Origin of the sequence: Amycolatopsis sp. NBC_01307, from assembly GCF_035975215.1 — a bacterium.
In the GTDB taxonomy this organism is placed as follows: domain Bacteria; phylum Actinomycetota; class Actinomycetes; order Mycobacteriales; family Pseudonocardiaceae; genus Amycolatopsis.
The window spans coordinates 5,664,833-5,683,396 of sequence record NZ_CP108403.1 but is presented as its reverse complement, the minus strand read 5'-3'; the positions used below and the strand labels follow the sequence as shown (position 1 = coordinate 5,683,396).

The following is an 18,564-nucleotide window of genomic DNA, read 5'->3' as shown; positions in this document are numbered from 1 at the left end:
ACCTCCGGTTCGCGACCGGGACCGCGCCGGTGCGGCGCGGTCCCGGCCGGTGCGGCTAGAACTGATCGCGGTTCGCGCAGTCGGAGGACGCTCCGGCACTCCCCGGCCACCTGAAGCTCGCGTTCTGGTTCTTCATGGTGGCGTTGAAGTTTCCGGACGAGTACGGGGCGAACGACTGCGACGCGACACTGCCGTTGCAGCCGCTGTTGTAGTAGACCGTCGCCGTGTAGGACCAGTTGTTGGTCACCGACGCGGCGTGGTTCTTCACCTGGACGCCCAAGCCGTTGCTGGTGGTGCCGACCTTGTTGAACAGCTCGTCGCCGAGGTTGCCGTCCGAATGGAAGTAGTCGCCGTGAGCGCCGGCGTTGCCGCTGTTGAAGTAGAAGCAGAAATAGGCGCTCGGGCAGGCGGCGCTCGCCGCCGGGCTCACGGTCGCCGCCTGGGCGGCCGGGGCCGCGATGAGCCCGGCCGCGGCCAGGACGGCACCGATCGCGATTTTCCGCACCTTCGACATCATGGGTTCTCCCTCGTTCGTGGTCCTGCACCGCTTCCACGCCCGAACCGGACCCGGGTTGAGGCCGGACCACGAAGAGAACCCGGGTGGAGCAACGTCAGGGGACCAGGACGATCCGGCCCGGTGCGTGTCCCTCCGCCAGCATCTGTTGGGCCGTCGCGGCTTCCTCCAGCGGGAACGTCCGCGCCACCCGCACCCGGAGCGTCCCCGCCGCCGCCAGGGCGGCGACCGTGCGCAGGTCGGCGGGGACGAGGCGGGCGAACACCGGCGTCACGCCCGGGACGTCGAACTCGGCGACCGACGCGACCCGCGTGCCGAGGCCCGGAGTCGCCCTCAGCGTTCCGCGGCCGGCCGTGTCCAGGACGGCGTCGACGCCGTCGGAGGCGAGGGCGTGGACGCGGCCGGCGAGACCGTCGCCGTAGCGGACCGGCTCCACGCCCAGGGAACGCAGGTAGCCGTGGTTGGCCTCGGACGCCGTGCCGAGCACCCGGACGCCGCGGCTGACGGCGAGCTGTGCGGCCAGCGAGCCGACGCCGCCCGCGGCCGCGTGGACCAGCAGCGTCTCGCCGGGCTTCGGCGCGAGCGTGTTGACGGCCTGCAACGCGGTCAGCCCGGCCAGCGGCAGGCCCGCCGCCTCGGGCCAGGGCACCGCGGCGGGCTTGGGGACCAGGGTCCGGACGTCGGCGGCGACCAGCTCCGCGTAGGCGCCGTTGCGGTGTCCGACCTCGCCGCGGACGTAGCCGATCACCTCGTCGCCGGGCGCGAACTCGGGCGCCGCGGGCCCGGCGCGCTCGACCACCCCGGCGACGTCCCAGCCGGGCACGACCGGGAAGTAGGACGCGCGGAACCCGGCCAGCGCTCCTGATCGGACGCCGAGGTCGGCCGGGTTGAGCGCGGCGGCCCGCACCCGCACGAGCACGCCGTCGAGGTCGACCACGGGCTCGGGCAGCTCGGCGATCTCCAGCACTTCCGGACCGCCGTATCGGTGGTAGACCACGGCTTTCACGGCTGTGTCACCCGTATCGGCAGGTCGCCCAGCGCGTGGTGCCGGACGATCTTCCACTCGCCGTCGACGCGCCGCAAGTTGGTGTCGTAGTACCCCGACTCGACGGCCTGGATCGTGCGTTCGGGCGTGGTCCGGGCCTCGAACACGACGAACTGGGCGTTGAGGTGGGCGGTGTCGCCGTCGACGGTGATCAGGTGGTCGGCGGTGACGTGGTGGCTGGACCCGCCTTCGGGGTGCGGGGCCATGAAGTTCTCGACGGCGTACCGGACGCCGGCGCCGCCGGTCAGCGGCTCGCCGACCGGCTCGTACCGGTCGGGGCCGGCCTTCTGGAAGATCCGGACGACGGCGTCGTCGGTGAACAGGGCGCCCTGGGCGGCGCCGTCGCGCCGGTCGGTGGCGCGGACGTAGCGGGCCAGGACTTCCTGGACCGCGCGTTCGTCGGACACGGGGGTGACCTTTCGTCGGTGGTGGCTGTGCTTCCAGCCAACCGCGACGTGACCGGCGGAACGATGCCGTCCGGGCCGCCGATCATTACCTTGGAGGTATGGATCGACTGGAGACCCGCGAGCTCGCCTACTTCGTGACGGTCGCCGAGGAGCTGCACTTCGGCCGCGCGGCCGAGCGGCTCGGGATCGCGGCCCCGCCGCTGTCGCGGGCGATCGCGCGGCTGGAACGGCGCCTGGGCATGCGGTTGTTCGACCGGACGAGCCGCCGCGTGTCGCTGACCGACGCCGGCCGCGTCTTCCTGGCCGACAGCCGGTCGGCGCTGGCCGCGGTCGACCGGGCGGCCCGGCGCGCCCGGCGGGCGGGACGCTCGTCGCCGCTGACGGTCGCGGTGCGCTCGGGCACCGCCGCCGGCGTGCTGGCCGAGCTGGTCGAGGCGTTCGCCCGCGCGTACCCGGTGGAGCTGCTGTTCACCACCGACCAGGTCGGCGCGGTCCGCGGCGGCGGCGCCGACGTCGCCCTGCTCTGCGCGAGCAACGACCTCGCCGGGTTCGTCACGACCGACGTTGCCGAAGAGCTGCCGGTGGCCCTGGTCCCGGTGTCGCACCCGTTCGCCGGCCGGACGGCGGTCTCGATCGCCGACCTCCGCCGTGAGGACGCGTTCCGACAGGAGTGCCCGCAGCTGCCGCTCGACGAGATCGTGGACCGGGTCGCGGTCGGCCAGCTGCTGGCCGTCGTGGGCCACGGCGCGGTGAGCCGGGCCGGAGACACTGTGGTCGGCGTGCCGGTGGCGGACTGCCCGCCGACGCGGGTGGTGCTGGCCCGCCTGGCCGGGAACGTCAGCGCCGAGGTGAAGGCGTTCGAGCGCACGGCGAAGGACGTCGCGGCCCGCCGGCTCGCCATGGCGGCGATCGCGTAGCCGGGCCGCGCCCCCGGGAATCGGGGGCGCGGCCCGGGGAACTCAGCAGCGCGGCAGCGCGGTCCGCAGCAGGTTCGGATCCTGCTGCGTGAGATAAGCCGCGCTCAGCACGTAGACCTCGTTGCCCCGCACGGCGATCGACGTCGGGTTCTGCAGTCCGTCGGCCGCGTCCAGCACCGTCGACGCGGTTCCGTCCGCGCCGATCCGGACGACCTTGTTCGGGCTGTCGAGCGCGGCGAGGATCTCGTCGCCGCGGCCGGTGAACGTGAAGTCGTCGATGCCCGCGAGACCGGTGGCCGTGATCCGCGGCGTGCCCGCCCGGCCGTCCGGCCGGATCGGGATGCGCAGCACCGTGCCGCGGTCGAGGTTGGTCACCCAGAGGGCGCCGTCGTGGAGCTTGGCGCCGTTCGCGCCGAGGAAGCCGTTCGGCGCCAGTTCGGCTGCGGCAGACCAGGATTTTGCCACTCCACCGGCGAAAGGCACCGTCCATACGGTACCGAGCACCGAGTCGGTGACGAAGAAGCGGTGCCCGTCGAACGCCAGGCCGTTGGGCAGCCCGTTCCCGGGCAGGGCCGCGATCCGCTGCGGGGTGCCGCCCGGGCGCAGCCGCCACAGGCCGGTCAGGTCGTCGGTGCCGGTCGCGTACAGGACGTACAGGGTCCCGTCGGGCGTCCGGACCAGGCCGGTCGTCAGCGGGAAACCCAGTGCGGGGGCGCCGCCGCCGGTCGCGGGCGCGGGCAGCGTCGCCAAGATCCGGGTCCGGCCCGCCCGGTCGACTCGGGCGACCTGCCGCGCGCCGGCGAAGGTGACGTCGGCGGCACCGTCGGGTTCCAGGGCGACGTTCTCCGGCTGCTGACCGGCGGCCAGGTCGAAGTGCACGACGTTCCGCGACGCGGCGAAGGCCGGAGTGGCGGTGGCGAGGGTCGCCAGCAGGGTGAGGGTCACGAGCGTTTTCTTCATGGTTCCTTCGTTTTCTGGCGCGTTCGAGGAACGCGCGGTGGGTGAAAACCGTGCGGTGCGGGGAAAAAGCGAACTCAGTGCCGGGCGGGTTCCCGGGCCGTGACGTCCCGGGCGAGCAGCTGCAACGCGTGCGCGGACGCCGAATCCGGTTCCGCCGTCGCGACCACGACCCGTTGCCCCTGCTCGGTGTGCAGGGTCTGCTGGGTGACCGTCATGGCGCCCACGATCGCGTGGTGCATCTCGTAGACGCCGACGTCGCAGGCGCGGACGCGGTGGTCCGACCACAGCGCGGCGAACTCCGGGCTCTTCATCGAGAGTTCGCCGATCAGCGACGCCAGCAGCGGGTCGTCCGGGTGCTGCCCGGCCGCCAGCCGCAGGTTGCCGACGACGTCGCGGGCCTTCGCCGCCCAGCCGGGGTACAGCTCGCGGGTGTGCGCGTCGGTGAACACCAGCCGCGTCATGTTGGGGCGGGCGCCCGTCCGGTCCGGGTCGCCGTGGCCGAGGTGCCCGGCGTGCAGCGCGTGCCCGGTCCGGGTCCAGGCGAGGACGTCGCCGCGCCGCCCGAGCACGACGACCGGCACGTCCGCGAGCGCGGCCACCAGCTGGCGCGTCGCGGCGGTGAGCCGCTCGGGCGCCGGCCGGCGCCCGAGCGGGCGGCGGGGGCCGGCCAGGTTGTGCAGGTGCCGGCGCTCGGCGTCGTCCAGCCCGAGCGCCCCGGCGATCGCGTCCAGTACCTCGGCGGAGGCGTTGAGCGAGGCGCCCTGCTCGAGCCGCGCGTAGTACGACGCGCTCACGCCGGCCAGCAGCGCGAGCTCCTCCCGGCGCAGGCCCGGCACCCGCCGCCGGTCGCCGTACCCGGCCAGCCCGACGTCCTCGGGCCGCAGCCGGGCGCGCCGGGTCTGCAGGAACTCACCGAGCTGCCGTCGTCCGTCCATGGCTCCAGTGTCGAGCTTCCGGCGAACCCGAGCCACACCCTGGCACGGGGACCCTTGTGCATCGCCCGGCGTTCAGGTATCCAATCAAGCGTCACATGTATGTCACTAGTTCATGTACGTGAACGGAGTAGCAGTGTCGCCACTCAGAAACCTTCGCCGTCTCGGTGTCCTGGCCGTGGTGACGGCGACCCTCGGCGGGTCGCTGTCCGGAGTCGCCGCGGCCGCACCGGCCACGACCGCCGGGGTGTGCTCGCTACCCGGGATCGAACGGCTCTGCCCGCCCAAGACCGTCGTGCTCGACGGGAACCGCCTCCTGCTGAACAAGCTCGCCCTGCTGCTCGGGGACCGGACCGTCAAGACGTCGCTCGGGAACCTCGTCAAGCAGGCCGACGTCGCGGTCACGGCCGGGCCGTGGACCGTCGCCGACAAGGAGCGGGTGCCGCCCAGCGGTGACAAGCACGACTACCTGAGCCTCGCCCCGTACTGGTGGCCCAGCCAGCCGAAGACCGCGGCCAACCCGCTCGGCTGCCCGTACGTGCAGCGTGACGGCGTCCTCAACCCCGAGACGACGGCCGTGCCCGACAAGGCCGAGCGGCTCAAGGCGTTCAGCTCGATCTACCAGCTCTCGCTGGCCTGGTACTACACCGGCAAGGCCGACTACGCGCGCCGCGCGGCGCTCGACCTGCGCACCTGGTTCCTCGACGCCGCCACGAAGATGAACCCGAACCTGAACTTCGCGCAGGGCATCCCGTGCAAGAACGACGGGCGTGGGATCGGCATCATCGAGTTCTCCTACACCTTCACCCAGGTGCTCGACGCCGCCGCGATCCTCAGCACCGGCGCGCCGGGCTGGTCGAAGGCCGACGAAGGCGCGTTCAAGGGCTGGTCGAGCGAGTTCCTGACCTGGCTGCGGACCAGCCAGTACGGCCAGGACGAGGCCGCGGCCCAGAACAACCACGGCACGTTCATGGACATGCTCACGGCCGGGATCGCGCTCTACACCGGGCAGAGCGGCGTCACCAAGGACATCCTCGAGAAGGCCGAGGCGGGCCGGATCGACCACCAGATCGCCGCCGACGGCAGCCAGCCGGAGGAGATCGCGCGCACCCGCACGTTCCACTACTCGACGTTCAACCTGGTCGCGCTGACCCGGCTCGCGCAGATCGGCAGCCACGCCGGCGTCGACCTGTGGGGCTACCGGAACCCGCAGGGCGGCAGCATCACCAAGGCCGTCGACTTCCTGCTCCCGGCGGCCACCGGCGGCGCCGCGCAGTGGCACTACCCGGACCTGAACTTCACCCAGTACGCGGCCCTGGACAGCGTCCACGCCGCCGCGGACGCCGGTGACCGCCTGGCCCGGGCCGCGCTCCCGAAGGTCCCGGCGCCGCCGGGTGGTGACCTCTACCCGGTCCGGCCCGCGGCCGAGCAGCTCGACGACATCTCGACGACCGGCTGAGTCACCGGGAAAGCAGCTCGGTGATCGCCGCGGTGGGGACGAACTTGTCCGCCACCGCGGCGAGCGCCGGGTCGAGGGTGACGAACCGGTCGGCCTGCAGCTTCGCGACGGCCAGGTACTCGGCCATCCCGATATCGGGCCAGTCCAGCCGAGCGGCGATCTGCCACGCCGTCGAGCGCGAGACGCGGTCGCCGAGCAGGCGGATCTTCAGGCCGGCCAGGCGCTCCAGCAGGACCAGGCCGTCGCGGTCCGTCCGCTCGCCCCGGCGGACGCCCTCGTAGAGGTGCGCCATCGCGTGCGACCGCAGCACGCTCGGGGCGACGAGCTTGTGCTCGGGGGCCACCACGACCTGGTCTTCGGCCAGGCGCAGCGCGGTCAGGGCGTCGATGCCGAAGCGCGTCACGGGCCCAGGGTAACCGGACAGGAATCGGACGGATCTCGCCACACGCGACTTCGGTCCGTTGACTTTCCTTGCTGTGAGCCGCTTCCCTGAGGTGCGGCGCCCCGTCGCGGGGTGCCCGGCTTCGGCTGGAGGAGCACGCATGGCCCGCCTCGCCCGTCTGCTCGTGGTCCCGTTCCTGGTCCTCACCGCGCTGGTCGTCCCGGCGACCGCGGCGTCGGCGGTGACGACCGACGTCGCGGTCAACGGCGCCGCGGCGGGGAGAACCTTCGACGGCGTCGGGGCGATCAGCGGCGGCGGCGGGAACTCGCGGCTGCTCATCGACTACCCGCCCGCTCAGCGCGCGCAGATCCTCGACTACCTCTTCAAGCCCGGCTACGGCGCCGCGGTGCAGCTGCTGAAGCTGGAGATCGGCGGCGACGCGAACTCCACCGACGGCGCCGAACCCAGCCACGAGCACGTGCGCGGCGAGGTGAACTGCGACGTCGGGTACGAGTTCTGGCTGGGGGAGCAGGCCGTCGCGCGCAACCCCGGGATCAAGCTGGTCGCGCTGCCGTGGGCCGCGCCGGGCTGGATCGGCGGCGGGAACTTCTGGTCGCAGGACATGATCGACTACGACCTCTCGTGGCTCGGCTGCGCGAAGCAGCACGGCCTGACCATCGGTTACCTCGGCGGCTGGAACGAGCGCGGGCACGACACGACCTGGTACAAGAACCTGCGCTCGGCCCTGGATTCCCACGGCTACGGCGCGGTGCAGATCGTCGGCGACGACACCGGCTGGAACACCGCCGACGACATGCTGGCCGATCCGGCGTTCGGCCGCGCGGTCGGCGTCGTCGGCTCGCACTACCCGTGCGGCTACCTGTCCGACGCGACGTCGTGCGGGTCGTCGGCCAACGCCGTCGCGACCGGGAAACCCCTGTGGGCCAGCGAGTTCGGCTCGCAGGACGACAACGCGGGCGCCGTCCCGCTGATCCGCAGCATCACCCGCGGCTACCTCGACGGGCAGCTGACGGGGTTCATGAACTGGCCGCTGCTCGCCGCGATCACCCCGAACCTGCCCTACAGCACGGTCGGGCTGGCGGTGGCCGGGTCGCCGTGGTCGGGGTCCTACCAGCTCGGGAAGAGCCTCTGGGCCACCGCGCAGGTCACGCAGGTCACCCAGCCCGGCTGGAAGTTCCTCACCGGCAGCGCGAGCGGCTACCTCGGCGGCAACCGCGCGAACGGCAGCTACGTCAGCCTGAAGTCCGCTGCCGGCACGGACTACTCGACGATCTACGAGACGACCGGCGCCGCGGCCGCGCAGACGGTGAACGTCAAGGTCTCCGGCGGGCTCGGCACCGGGACGGTGCACGTGTGGTCGACCGACCTCGGCGGCACGGACTCCTTCGTGCGGCAGGCCGACGTCACGCCGCAGGGCGGGGCGTACGCGTTGACCCTGCAGCCCGGCCGGATCTACTCCGTGACCACGACGTCCGGCCAGGGCAAGGGCACCGCGGCCGGCCCGGCCGAGCACGCGCTGGCGCTGCCGTACTCGGACAACTTCGACGGCTACCCGAGCCGCACCGAGGCGAAGTACTTCGCCGACATGCAGGGCTCCTACGAAGCGCGCCCGTGCGCGGCGGGCCGGAGCGGCCAGTGCCTGCAGCAGGTCGCGCCGGTGAAGCCGATCGAGTGGCAGGACGACAGTGACGCCTACGGTCTCCTCGGCGACCCGGCCTGGCGGGACTACACGGTCAGCGTCGACGTCGACCTGCAGCAGGCCGGCACCGTCACGCTGCTCGGGCGGGCCAACACCCAGACGCGGCCGCAGAGCCGGCAGGCCGCCTACCAGCTGCGCCTGGACGACCGGGGCCGGTGGGCGATCGCGAAGAACAGCAGCGGCGGCGTTCTGACGACGCTGGCGTCCGGCACGGCCACCGCGCCGGGGCTGAACAGCTGGCACCGGCTCGGGCTGGGCTTCTCCGGCAACAGCGTCACCGCGACCCTCGACGGCGCCCCGCTCGGCGCCGTCACCGACACGTCGTTCACCGCGGGTCAGGTCGGCCTCGGCGTCGTCGGCTACCAGACCACGATGTTCGACAACCTGTCCGTCGTCGCGGCGCCGCCCGGCAACCTCGGCGGTGTCCTCAAAGGACGGGAGTCCGGGCTCTGCGCCGACGTCCCGGCGCTGAGCCAGGCCAACGGCACCGCGATCACGCTGTGGGACTGCAACGGCGGCGCCAACCAGCAGTGGACGGCGACCCCGTCCGGGCAGCTGACCGTCTACGGCGGCAAGTGCCTCGACGCGGCCGACAGCACCGCCGTCCGGATCCAGGACTGCGCGGGCACCCCGGCCCAGAGCTGGCGGCTCGACCCCGACGGCAGCGTCGTCAACACCGGCTCCGGAAACTGCCTGGACGCCGTCGCGCACGGGACGTCACCGGGCACCGCGCTCACCACCTGGGCGTGCAACGGCGGGCTCAACCAGCGCTGGGACCGCGGCGCGAGCACCGGCGTCCTCAAGGGGCAGGCGTCGGGCCGCTGCGCCGACGTCCCCGCCGCGGACCAGACCAACGGCACCCGCCCGGCGCTGTGGGACTGCAACGGCGGCGGCAACCAGGCCTGGACGTCCACCACGACCGGCCGGCTGACCGTCTTCGACACGAAGTGCCTGGACGTCGTCGGCGGCGCGACCGCGGACGGCACGCCGGTGCAGATCTGGGACTGCACGGGCGTTCCCGGCCAGCAGTGGCGGGTCCGCTCCGACGGCACCGTGGTCGGCACCGGCTCGGGGGAGTGCCTGGACGTCGCGGGCGGCGCGACGAGCGCGAGCAGCCCGCTCGTCATCACGGCCTGCTCGGGCGCCGGCAGCCAGCGGTGGTCCCGCGGCTGAGTCTTGACGAAAGCTGAGTCTTGCCGAAAGTTGTCTGGACCAAAAACGGGACAATCTGTTGACAGTCGCCCGGGTCGGGGCTCAACCTGAAACCGGTTCACCGCCGGGCCCGGGCGGGTTCTCCCTGCTCTCAGTGTGATCTTCACGCGGATCCCGTGTTCAGCGAGGAGTTCGTCATGCCCGGTATCTGGATTTCCGCTGCCCTCACCGCCGCCGCGCTCGTGGCCCCGGCGGCGACGCCACCCCCGTCCGCGACGCCGTCGAGCGCGCTCGCCACCATCTGCAACAAGCTCTGCGACGCCGCCGATCCGGCGAGCTCGCCCGGCGATCGCCGGCCGGTGACGTCGACGCTGTTCTCGCGGACGATCGCCCTGCACTTCGACGACTCCGACGCGATGGGCTGGGCGTCGATCGAGAACGGCAGCCCGGGCGACGAGGTGTGGCTCGACCGCTCCTTCGACGGCGGCCGGTCGTGGGCGTCGGGCAGCAGGCTCGGGGCCACCGCCGTCCCCGCGAACAACCGCGGCTGGCGCACCCTGATGTACAACGTGGACGACTGGAACAACACCGGCGTCGGCGCGCTGCGGGCGTGCGGGAAGGCCGTGGACCGCGCGGACGTCGCCTGCACGACGTGGGCCCGGACCACCTGGAACGCCGGGGAGCGCCGGACGGCCGCGGCCACCGCGGAGATGATGTTCTACAACAACTCCACGGGGTTGTTCGACACCACCGGCTGGTGGAACTCGGCGAACGCGCTCACCGCGGTGATCCGCAACGTCCAGGTCACCGGGATGCCCAGCTACCGCTACGCCATCGCGCGGACCTACGACAAGAACATCAACGCCGCGCAGGGGCAGTTCCGCAACGAGTACATCGACGACACCGGCTGGTGGGGCCTCGCCTGGGTGCTGGCCTACGACGTCACCGGTGACAGCCGCTACCTGAACACCGCCCGCGCCGACGCCGACCACATGGCCGCGTACTGGGACGGCACGTGCGGCGGCGGGGTGTGGTGGAGCACGGCGAAGACGTACAAGAACGCGATCGCCAACTCCCTCTACATCCAGCTCAGCGCGGCCCTGCACAACCGGATCTCCGGCGACAGCACGTACCTGAACCGGGCGAAGAGCGGCTGGACGTGGTTCCAGGGCACCGGCATGGTGAACGGCTCGTCCCTGGTCAACGACGGCGTCGACCTCGGTTCCTGCCGCAACAACGGCAGCACGGTCTGGTCGTACAACCAGGGCGTGCTCATCAACGCGCTGACCGAGCTGAACCGGGCGACGGGCGACGCGGGGCTGCTCACGACCGCGCGCCGGCTGGGCGACGCCAACGTCACGTCGACGTCGCTCAACACGGCGGACGGCATCCTGCGCGACCCGTGCGAGAACGGCGACTGCGGCGGCGACGGCCCGTCGTTCAAGGGCGCCGACGCCCGCGGCCTGGCCGCCCTCAACGCGGCGCTGGGCGACCACCCGTACACGGCTTACCTGCGCCGCCAAGCGGATCGGGCGTACTCGGCCGACCGCAACCCCCTCGACCAGTACGGCCTGCGCTGGTACGGCCCACTGGACAAGCTCGACGCGGCCCGCCAGCAGAGCGCACTGGACGTCCTCAACGCGGCGTCCTGAGTGGACGGTTCACGCGGCCCGGTAGGCGACACCGCTCGCGTTCGGCGAGGTGCCGGTGTAGAGGCCGGTCGGCGTGGTCGACGTCGACAGCGAGAACCAGGCGTAGCGCTCGACGAACGACAGGCCGTTGAGCATCGCCGTCGACCGGCTCACGAAGTCGGCCTGCTGGGCCGAAGACGGGTAGCGCGGCGTCGAACCGGAGAAGTCGATGAGGGCGTACTCGGTGACCCAGATCGGGCGGTGGTAACGGTTGTAGACCGCCTGGACGTAGGACTGCAGCTGCCCGGCGGCGGCCGTCGAGAAGTCGCCGCCGTACCAGTGCAGCGGGATGAAGTCGACGCGGTAGCCGCGCGCCGCCGCGCCGCTCATGAACCGGTCGAGCCAGCCGCCGGCGACGTCCCCGCCGTACGCCACGGCCGGGGCGCTCAGCCGCAGCCCGGTGTTCTGCAGCTGCGGCCACAGGTTCAACGCGGTGTCGACGGACATGGCCGCCTGCCCGGCCAGGTCCGGCTCGTTGAACGCGAGCAGCGTGCTGCCGTTCGCTTTCGCCTGCGCGAGCTGCGCCGCGGTGACGGAACCACTGCCCCAGATCATCGGGACGAACTCGGTCCCGGCGGGCGCGGTGATGCCCTGCTTGTCGGAGGCCCAGGTGTAGAACCACTTCGCGCCGACGTCGCTCAACGCCGTGGTCACGCCGGAGAAGGAAGCGGCGCTGACGCCTTTCTTGGTGTTGGCGGCGGCTGCGTTGGCGGCGGTGGCCGGCGCGGCCAGGCCGCCGAGCGCGGCGACGACGACCGCCGCGGTGACGAGGATCTTCCTGAAGTTCACGGGTGCCTCCGGATCACGAGTGCACGAACGACCGGGTCATCGAGATCGTACCCAGGCCGGCTGGGTGCCGCCCGCTGCGTTTCTCACGGAGGTTTCCCTTGCTGCGCCGTCTCTTCGTCGTCATCGCCCTGCTCGTGTCCGGTGTCTTCCTGGTGCCCGCGGCGTCCGCCGCCACGCTCGGTCCCGCCGTGCGGGTCATGCCGCTCGGCGACTCGATCACCTGGGGCGTGGGCAGTGCCACCACGTCGTCCTACCGCGCGCCGCTGGCCCGGTTGCTGGCCGGGCAGTCGCGGTATTCCGCGCGGTTCGTCGGGACGCAGGCGTCGGGCAGCCTGCCCGGCCCGGCCAACGAGGGTCACAGCGGCTATACGATCGACCAGCTGACGGCGGGGATCGACGGCTGGCTCGCGTTCGACCGGCCGGACGTGGTGCTGCTGCACGTCGGGATCAACGACCTGGCCCGCGGCATCGACGTCGCCGGTGCGCCGCAACGGTTGCGGACGCTGGCCGACCGGATCTTCGCGGACCGGCCCGGGGTCGCTGTGCTGTTCCTGGGCCTGATCCCGACCACGCCGGGGCTGGAGAGCGCGACGGCGTCGTTCAACAGCGGTGTGAAGGCGATGCAGGGGAGTGAACAGCAGGCGGGGCACCGGTTCCGCTACGTCGACCCGCCGGCGTTGACGTCGGCGGAGATGGCGGACAACCTGCACCCGGACGACGCGGGTTACCAGCGGATGGCGCAGAGCCTGTACGGGCCGCTGGACCAGGCGTTCACGGACGGCTGGATCGCCACGCACCCCGCACTCGGCGCGGCCACCGAAGCCGGCGGCTCGGGCAAGGTCCGCTGGGCCGACTTCGACGGCGACGGCCGGGCGGACTACCTGACGGTGGCGTCGAACGGCGCGGTGTCGGCCATCCTGAACCGCGGCGGCGACGGCCGTGGCGGCTGGTCGGTCCTGGGTCAGGTGGCGACGGGCACGACCACGGACCCGACGCGGGCGAGGTTCGCGGACTTCGACGGCGACGGCCGCGCGGACTACCTGACGATCGCCGCGAACGGTGCGGTGACGGCGTTCCTGAACCGCGGCGGCGACGGCCGAGGCGGCTGGCTGAGCCTCGGCCAGGTGGCGACGGGCACGACCACGGACCCGGCCCAGGTCCGGTTCGCCGACCTGGACGGCGACGGTCGCGCGGACTACCTGACGATCGCCCCCAACGGTGCGGTGACAGCGTTCCTGAACCGAGGCGGCGACGGCCGAGGCGGCTGGCTGGGCCAGGGCCAGGTGGCCACCGGAACAACCACGGACCCGGCACAGGTCCGCTTCGCCGATTTCGACGGCGACGGCGCGGCGGACTACGCGACACTGGCCACTTCGGGCGCGGTAACGCTGTACCTGAACCGAGGAGGCGACGGCCACGGCGGCTGGCTCCCGTACGGCCAGATCGCCACCGGCCTCACCACGACGGCAAGCCAGGTCGCCTTCGCCGACTTCACGGGCGGCGGCAACGCGGACTACGTCCTGGCCGACCCACCCACCAACGCGGCAACGATCTACGCCTGGCAAGGCGGCGACGGCCACGGAGGCTGGACGAACCTCGGAAAGGTGGCCGCCGGAGTCCCCATCGGCTGACGCCGTTGCGGGATCGAGACCGCGATCCGGGGAGAAACCGTTACAGGTGGACGCTCGAAAGCGACTGTGGGTGGTGTCCCTTTCGAGCGGAGGTCCTGTGGAACTGACGATCAGCGCCGACGGCGACGAACAAGCACTCGAGCAGTTCTACCACTGGCTCCGCCAGGACGTGGATGTGGTGCGTTCGGCCAAGATCAGCACGGCCGGCTCATCGGGCTCCGGTCACATGGGCGCGTTCGAGGTCGTCAGCATGTCTATCAGCTCGCTGACCGGTCTGGCCAACCTCGGCATCGCGTGGGCGAGTTTCCGCAGGTCCAAGAAGGACGTGCCGCCCCTGACGATCAACATCGCCGGCCCGTGGTCGGCAGAGCAACTCGCCGCATTGATGAGCCAGGACCTCCCGCTGGGGCCGACCGCTTCGAGTGGCGGCGAATGACATGAGCGTTCCGCGAGCCGGGCTGCCCGATCCCCGCGCCTCACGAGCTGTGCTCGTCGGGGTGTCCGGCTACTCCACGCTCGAACAGCTGCCCGCGGTGGACAACAACATCGCGACGCTGCGCCGGGTTCTCACCGACCCGGACCTGTGGGGTCTGACGGACGAACACTGCGTGGCACTGATCAACCCGACTTCCGTCGACGAGGTGCTGGACGCCGTGCACGTGGCGGCTTCGGAAGCGTCGGACGCGCTGGTGTTCTACTTCGCCGGGCACGGCCTGCTCGACGACCGCTCCGACCTCTACCTGGCGCTGCCGGAAGCGGCCGGCGACCGGCTGTACCGGTCGGTCCGGTACGACGACATCCGCCGGGAGATCGTCGAAACCGCCCGGGGCTGCTACGGCAAGGTCGCGCTCCTGGACTGCTGTTTCAGCGGCCGGGCCCTCCAGGGCGGGATGAGCGGCTCCGTCGAGCTGGCGGACCACGCCCGCGTGGACGGCACCTACCTCATGACCGCCACAGCGGAGACCAATCTGGCGCTCGCGCCACCCGGCGAGCCCTACACCGCGTTCACCGGCGCGCTGGTCGACAAGCTGGAGCACGGCGTGCCGGACGGGACCGACCTGCTGGACATGGAAACGCTGTTCTACCACGTGCGATCGGACCTGCAGGCCCGGCACTTCCCCGTGCCCCAGCAGCGAACCCGCAACGACGGGCAGGCGATCGCGCTGGTCCGCAACCGGCACGGGGCGGGCAGACGCACGTCGGGAGATCCGATCGAGGCTGCGGTACGAGTACTGCCGCAGCCACCGATCGGCTTGGAGGCACTGCTCCGGCGTCGTCCGATCGACATGTACACCGAAGTCCAAGCCCTGCGGGCCGATGGCGAGGAGGCGCGAGGCGAGCAGGTCTTGGCCGCGTCGGCCGCCCTGCGGCCGGACCAGGAGGTCGCCGCGATCGTCGACCTGCTCCACCGGCAGGCTGCGGCCGCGGACGTGCGGACGGTGATCGCGGCCGCGGCCCGGCGCCCGCCGGACGAGGTGCTGCGGATCGTGGACGCGTTGCACGACACGGATCTGCCCGGCGAGGCGACCCGGCTCGTGCGGGCCGTCGGCACCGGAGCCTTCTCCGACGCGGCGAACCTGGCCCGCCTCCTGCAGATCGGCCGGCGAGCCGACGAGCTGGTCCAGCTGCTCGACGCCGCGTTCGACGCCGCGCAGGCGCAGTCGTCGCTGATCGGGCTCGTCAACGCTCTGTGGGTGGCGGGTCTGCGCGAAGAAGTGGACCGCTTGATCATCCGTGCGGTGAGCAAACTTCCCAGCGCGTCTGTGGCCGCGTTGGCCGACGAGCTGCGCGAGGTGGGCCGCGAGGACGCCGCGTTCGGTCTCTACGCGGCGTCCGCGGAGGCCGTGGCCAACCGGCCGCGCGAAGTCGTGGCACAACTCTGCAAGGCGATGACCGAGGCCGGCCGAGTGGACGACAGCGCCCAGGTCGCGCAGGGCGTCATCGAACGGGCCCACGACGTCGAGTCGCTGCTCGAGGTCGCGACGACGTTCTGGAACACCGACCAGGCACCGCACGCCGACCGGACGCTGAGCCGGGCGGCCGAGGTGCTGTCGAACGCGGGCGTCACCACTCTCGCAGCGGCACTGCGCCTGCGCGACCACGACGGAGCGGCGTACCAGCTCTGCCTGCGTGCTGCGGTGTCCCGGCCAGGGGCGGCGGTGCTGGAGATCGTCACCGCGCTGCGCGAGGAAGGCCGCCCGGTCGACGCGCGGAAACTGCTCGAAGAGTCCGCCGGCCAGGCAGCGGTGGGCACCGTCGTCGAGCTGCTCGGCAGGTATGGCGAGGGAGATCAGCAGCGGATTCTCCGGAAGGCCGCCGGGCGTGAACCGGGCTACTGCGCTGATCTGCTGGCCGCTCTGATCATGACGCAGCCGGTTCTCGCGCGGCGGTTCACCGATCTCATCACGGAAGCAGCCGAGAAACAGCCTGAGCTCACCCCTGTCATCATCGATCAGCTCGAACCGCAGGCGAAGGCACAGATGTTCGGGAGCATCGTCAACAGCGGTGACGTCCAGGCACTCGTGTCCTTGCTCCGCGTCTTGCCCGCTGACGATGCCAAGAACCTGATGTTCATGGCGATCGAGGGAGGAAAGCCGCCGCTCGCGACGATCGTCGGCCATCTGCTGGAGGCCAGCTCGGATGGTTCGGCCCTCCGCTCTTTGTTGAGCCAGCCGGTGGCACGGCTGGCGGTACTGGTCGACCGTCTCGGCGCCGCCGGGTTCCGGTCGTACGCCGATGCCGCGGTGGACGCGGCTGCGCAGTCCGGACGTGGCGTCCACACCATCGCCCACGACATAGCGTTCCTCTTCGACTCCGGCGAGTCGGAGGTCGGGAAAGACGTACTCCATCGGGCACTGGCAGGCCGCTCCAACGACGACCTCAGAGGCATGATTGCCGCCCTCCGGCAGAAGAACCAGCCCGATTCCCTGATCGCCGCGGCGGAGTGGGTCAAGAAGACCTACGCCAGGATCGGGCCGTCCAACGTCGACGGCATCCTTCGCCAAGTGGGGCTCGGCAACTACACCAGTCGCAAGTCCTGGTTGCAGCGACGCCGTCAGAACACCTGACTCTCAAACAGGAACCGCCATGCTCGCCAGGGCTTCCGTGAGCCGCTGGAGGTGGGCCGGTGGGGACTGCAGCAACGGTGAGCGCACGGCCGCGCTCGGGATGACTCCCAGCGCCGCCAACGTGGCCTTCGCCATGATCGCGCCCTGGGATGTCCGCATGATGGCCTCCACCAACGGAAGCAGCGCTCCCTGGATCGCCCGCGCCGTCTCCAGGTCGCCGCGGCGGACCGCGTCGATCAGCGACGCGTTGCGGTCGGCGAACGCGTTGCCCACGACGCTCACCACTCCCGCCGCGCCGCTCGCGAGGTACGGCAGGTTCAGCTCGTCGATGCCGCAGTAGTACGCCAGCGACGTCCGCGTCATCACCGTCATCGCCTCGAACAGGTCGCCCTTCGCGTCCTTCACCGCGCGGATGCGGGGGTGCTCGGCCAGTGCGAGCAGCGTCGGCAGCTCCATCGCGACGCCGGTGCGCGCGGGGACGTCGTAGAGCATCACCGGCAGCGACGTCGCGTCGGCGACCGCGGTGCAGTGGGCGACGATCCCGGCCTGCGTCGGCCGCGAGTAGTACGGGCAGACCAGCAGCAGCCCGTCCGCCCCGGCCGCCTCGGCTTCGCGGGCGCGGCGGACGCTCGTGGCCGTGTCGTACGTGCCGATCCCGGCGATCACCCGGGCGCGACCGGCTGCCCGCGCGGCGACGTCGTGGACGAGCCGGGCCGGCTCGGCGTCGGTCAGGGTGGGCGACTCGCCGGTGGTCCCGCCGACGACCAGGCCGTCGCAGCCGGTGGCCAGCAGGTGGTCGACCAGGCCGGCGAGGCCGGCGTCACTGAGCGTGCCGTCCGGGTGCATCGGGGTCACCATGGCGACGAGGTTGGTGCCGAAGAGCGTCATGGGCCGAGCCTGCCGCGGCCCGACTACCCCGGTCCAGCGATGCTTTCTTGCCGATAGTGCGTAGCGTGGCTTCATGGTTGACGTCGGAGCCCTGCGGGCGTTGCGGTCGGTGGCGGCACTCGGGACCCTCGCGCGCGCGGCCGACGAGCTGGGGTTCACGGCCTCGGCCGTGTCGCAGCAGCTCAAGCGGCTCGAACGGCAGCTCGGCGTGCCCGTGCTCGCGCCGGCCGGCCGCGGGGTCGTGCTCACCCCGGCCGGGCAGGCGCTCGTCGACTCGGCGCCCGCCGTGTTCCAGGCCCTCGAACGCTGCGCCGAGGCCGCCCAGTCGGTCTCGGCCGGCGCGCCGCGCGGTGTGCTGCGCGTGGTGGCCTTCTCGACCGGCATCCGCGGCCTGCTCGCGCCGGCCTTGCGGCGGCTGTCCGAGAGAAACCCGCACCTGAGCGTCAGGATCACCGAACAGGACCCCGGCGAAGCGCTCCACAGCGTCGACGCCGGGACCGCCGACCTCGCCCTCGTCCACGACGCCGACGGCCTGCCCGCCCCGCTGCCGCCGTCCCTGACCGGGCGCCACCTGCACACCGACGTCGGCGACGTCGTCCTGAGCGGCACGCACCCGCTCGCGACCCTCGAAAGGCCGCTGGACGACGCCGACCTCGCCGGGCACACGTGGGTGACCAGCCCGCCCGGCACGGTCTGCCACCAGTGGTTCCGGCGGCTCGTGCCCGGCGATCCCGACGTGCGGCACCTCGTCGACGATTTCGCCACGCAGCTGGCCCTGGTCGCCGCGGGCGACGTCCTCGCGCTGATTCCGCGGCTGGCCCGCCCGCCGCTGGGGGAGCACCTCGTCGCGCGGGCGCTGAGCCGGCCCCCGAAACGCGAGGTCCACGCGGCGTGGCGGCGCAGCGCCGACGCCAGCCCGGCGATCCGGGCGGTGCTCACCGAACTGTCCACAAGAGACAAGGAGCGCGACCCGGCGTGCGCCCGGCCGCCGGGGCCGACATCATAGGGT

16 protein-coding genes are annotated in these 18,564 nt (G+C 72.1%); 8 read left to right on the top strand and 8 right to left on the bottom strand.

The genetic code is table 11. From position 1 onward, the window contains the following. Window positions 1-55: 55 nt before the first annotated feature. The 3 genes from OG439_RS24215 to OG439_RS24205 form a co-directional block, all read right to left on the bottom strand. Window positions 56-514: a peptidase inhibitor family I36 protein gene (locus tag OG439_RS24215; RefSeq protein WP_326951608.1), complete on the bottom strand. Its 459-nt coding sequence runs from the start codon at window positions 512-514 to the stop codon at window positions 56-58. Window positions 515-611: 97 nt separating this feature from the next. After that, the gene (locus OG439_RS24210; protein ID WP_326943160.1) at window positions 612-1,520 is read right to left on the bottom strand and encodes an NADP-dependent oxidoreductase; all 909 of its coding nucleotides are present in this window, start codon (window positions 1,518-1,520) and stop codon (window positions 612-614) included. Continuing rightward, window positions 1,517-1,966 (bottom strand): nuclear transport factor 2 family protein, encoded by a 450-nt coding sequence (locus OG439_RS24205; RefSeq protein WP_326943159.1) that lies wholly within the window; start codon window positions 1,964-1,966, stop codon window positions 1,517-1,519. Before OG439_RS24205 ends, OG439_RS24210 begins: the two co-directional genes overlap by 4 nt. Window positions 1,967-2,064: 98 nt before the next feature. On the opposite strand from OG439_RS24205, the gene OG439_RS24200 reads away from it, so the two are divergent. Next, window positions 2,065-2,883, top strand: coding sequence for a LysR family transcriptional regulator (locus tag OG439_RS24200; RefSeq protein ID WP_326943158.1), 819 nt, complete (start codon window positions 2,065-2,067; stop codon window positions 2,881-2,883). 42 nt (window positions 2,884-2,925) lie between these two features. Here the strand turns inward: OG439_RS24200 and OG439_RS24195 are convergent, their stop codons facing one another. Together OG439_RS24195 and OG439_RS24190 are read right to left on the bottom strand one after the other, a co-directional pair. Further along, a complete protein-coding gene (locus OG439_RS24195) occupies window positions 2,926-3,843 on the bottom strand; it encodes a hypothetical protein (protein WP_326943157.1) in 918 nt (305 codons plus the stop codon). A gap of 74 nt (window positions 3,844-3,917) precedes the next feature. Further along, on the bottom strand, window positions 3,918-4,778 hold the full coding sequence (locus OG439_RS24190; protein WP_326943156.1) for a helix-turn-helix domain-containing protein: 861 nt from the start codon (window positions 4,776-4,778) through the stop codon (window positions 3,918-3,920). A 133-nt stretch (window positions 4,779-4,911) separates the two neighbouring features. On the opposite strand from OG439_RS24190, the gene OG439_RS24185 reads away from it, so the two are divergent. Continuing rightward, the gene (locus tag OG439_RS24185) at window positions 4,912-6,234 is read left to right on the top strand and encodes an alginate lyase family protein (protein WP_326943155.1); all 1,323 of its coding nucleotides are present in this window, start codon (window positions 4,912-4,914) and stop codon (window positions 6,232-6,234) included. A gap of 1 nt (window position 6,235) precedes the next feature. Here OG439_RS24185 and OG439_RS24180 read toward each other — a convergent pair whose 3' ends face one another. Then, complete coding sequence (locus tag OG439_RS24180) at window positions 6,236-6,637, bottom strand: hypothetical protein (RefSeq protein ID WP_326943154.1); 402 nt, start codon at window positions 6,635-6,637, stop codon at window positions 6,236-6,238. 139 nt (window positions 6,638-6,776) lie between these two features. Here OG439_RS24180 and OG439_RS24175 point away from each other — a divergent pair, with 139 nt between their 5' ends. Next, the gene (locus OG439_RS24175) at window positions 6,777-9,509 is read left to right on the top strand and encodes a ricin-type beta-trefoil lectin domain protein (protein WP_326943153.1); all 2,733 of its coding nucleotides are present in this window, start codon (window positions 6,777-6,779) and stop codon (window positions 9,507-9,509) included. Window positions 9,510-9,685: 176 nt separating this feature from the next. After that, window positions 9,686-11,140 (top strand): glycoside hydrolase family 76 protein, encoded by a 1,455-nt coding sequence (locus tag OG439_RS24170; RefSeq protein ID WP_326943152.1) that lies wholly within the window; start codon window positions 9,686-9,688, stop codon window positions 11,138-11,140. 9 nt (window positions 11,141-11,149) lie between these two features. On the opposite strand, the gene OG439_RS24165 is transcribed toward OG439_RS24170, so the two are convergent. Beyond that, entirely contained in the window at window positions 11,150-11,968 is an 819-nt protein-coding gene (locus OG439_RS24165; protein WP_326943151.1) for a glycoside hydrolase family protein, read from the bottom strand. Window positions 11,969-12,066: 98 nt separating this feature from the next. On the opposite strand from OG439_RS24165, the gene OG439_RS24160 reads away from it, so the two are divergent. From OG439_RS24160 to OG439_RS24150, 3 genes are all read left to right on the top strand, one after another. Further along, a complete protein-coding gene (locus tag OG439_RS24160) occupies window positions 12,067-13,599 on the top strand; it encodes an FG-GAP-like repeat-containing protein (RefSeq protein ID WP_326943150.1) in 1,533 nt (510 codons plus the stop codon). A gap of 97 nt (window positions 13,600-13,696) precedes the next feature. Then, the gene (locus OG439_RS24155; RefSeq protein ID WP_326943149.1) at window positions 13,697-14,035 is read left to right on the top strand and encodes an effector-associated constant component EACC1; all 339 of its coding nucleotides are present in this window, start codon (window positions 13,697-13,699) and stop codon (window positions 14,033-14,035) included. A 1-nt stretch (window position 14,036) separates the two neighbouring features. Beyond that, window positions 14,037-16,667 (top strand): caspase, EACC1-associated type, encoded by a 2,631-nt coding sequence (locus tag OG439_RS24150; protein WP_326943148.1) that lies wholly within the window; start codon window positions 14,037-14,039, stop codon window positions 16,665-16,667. 3 nt (window positions 16,668-16,670) lie between these two features. Here the strand turns inward: OG439_RS24150 and dapA are convergent, their stop codons facing one another. Then, on the bottom strand, window positions 16,671-17,555 hold the full coding sequence (gene dapA, locus OG439_RS24145) for a 4-hydroxy-tetrahydrodipicolinate synthase (protein ID WP_326943147.1): 885 nt from the start codon (window positions 17,553-17,555) through the stop codon (window positions 16,671-16,673). Window positions 17,556-17,628: 73 nt separating this feature from the next. Between dapA and OG439_RS24140 the strand changes: the two genes are divergently transcribed. Beyond that, window positions 17,629-18,561, top strand: a complete 933-nt coding sequence (locus OG439_RS24140; protein WP_326943146.1) for a LysR family transcriptional regulator — start codon at window positions 17,629-17,631, stop codon at window positions 18,559-18,561. Window positions 18,562-18,564 lie beyond the last annotated feature (3 nt).

What these genes read in the sequence shown, in the direction of transcription:
- OG439_RS24215 (WP_326951608.1), bottom strand. Translation starts at nt 514, where the DNA reads ATGTCGAAGGTGCGGAAAATCGCGATCGGTGCCGTCCTGGCCGCGGCC.
- OG439_RS24200 (WP_326943158.1), top strand. Translation starts at nt 2,065, where the DNA reads ATGGATCGACTGGAGACCCGCGAGCTCGCCTACTTCGTGACGGTCGCC.
- OG439_RS24195 (WP_326943157.1), bottom strand. Translation starts at nt 3,843, where the DNA reads ATGAAGAAAACGCTCGTGACCCTCACCCTGCTGGCGACCCTCGCCACC.
- OG439_RS24190 (WP_326943156.1), bottom strand. Translation starts at nt 4,778, where the DNA reads ATGGACGGACGACGGCAGCTCGGTGAGTTCCTGCAGACCCGGCGCGCC.
- OG439_RS24175 (WP_326943153.1), top strand. Translation starts at nt 6,777, where the DNA reads ATGGCCCGCCTCGCCCGTCTGCTCGTGGTCCCGTTCCTGGTCCTCACC.
- OG439_RS24170 (WP_326943152.1), top strand. Translation starts at nt 9,686, where the DNA reads ATGCCCGGTATCTGGATTTCCGCTGCCCTCACCGCCGCCGCGCTCGTG.
- OG439_RS24150 (WP_326943148.1), top strand. Translation starts at nt 14,037, where the DNA reads ATGAGCGTTCCGCGAGCCGGGCTGCCCGATCCCCGCGCCTCACGAGCT.
- dapA (WP_326943147.1), bottom strand. Translation starts at nt 17,555, where the DNA reads ATGACGCTCTTCGGCACCAACCTCGTCGCCATGGTGACCCCGATGCAC.
- OG439_RS24140 (WP_326943146.1), top strand. Translation starts at nt 17,629, where the DNA reads ATGGTTGACGTCGGAGCCCTGCGGGCGTTGCGGTCGGTGGCGGCACTC.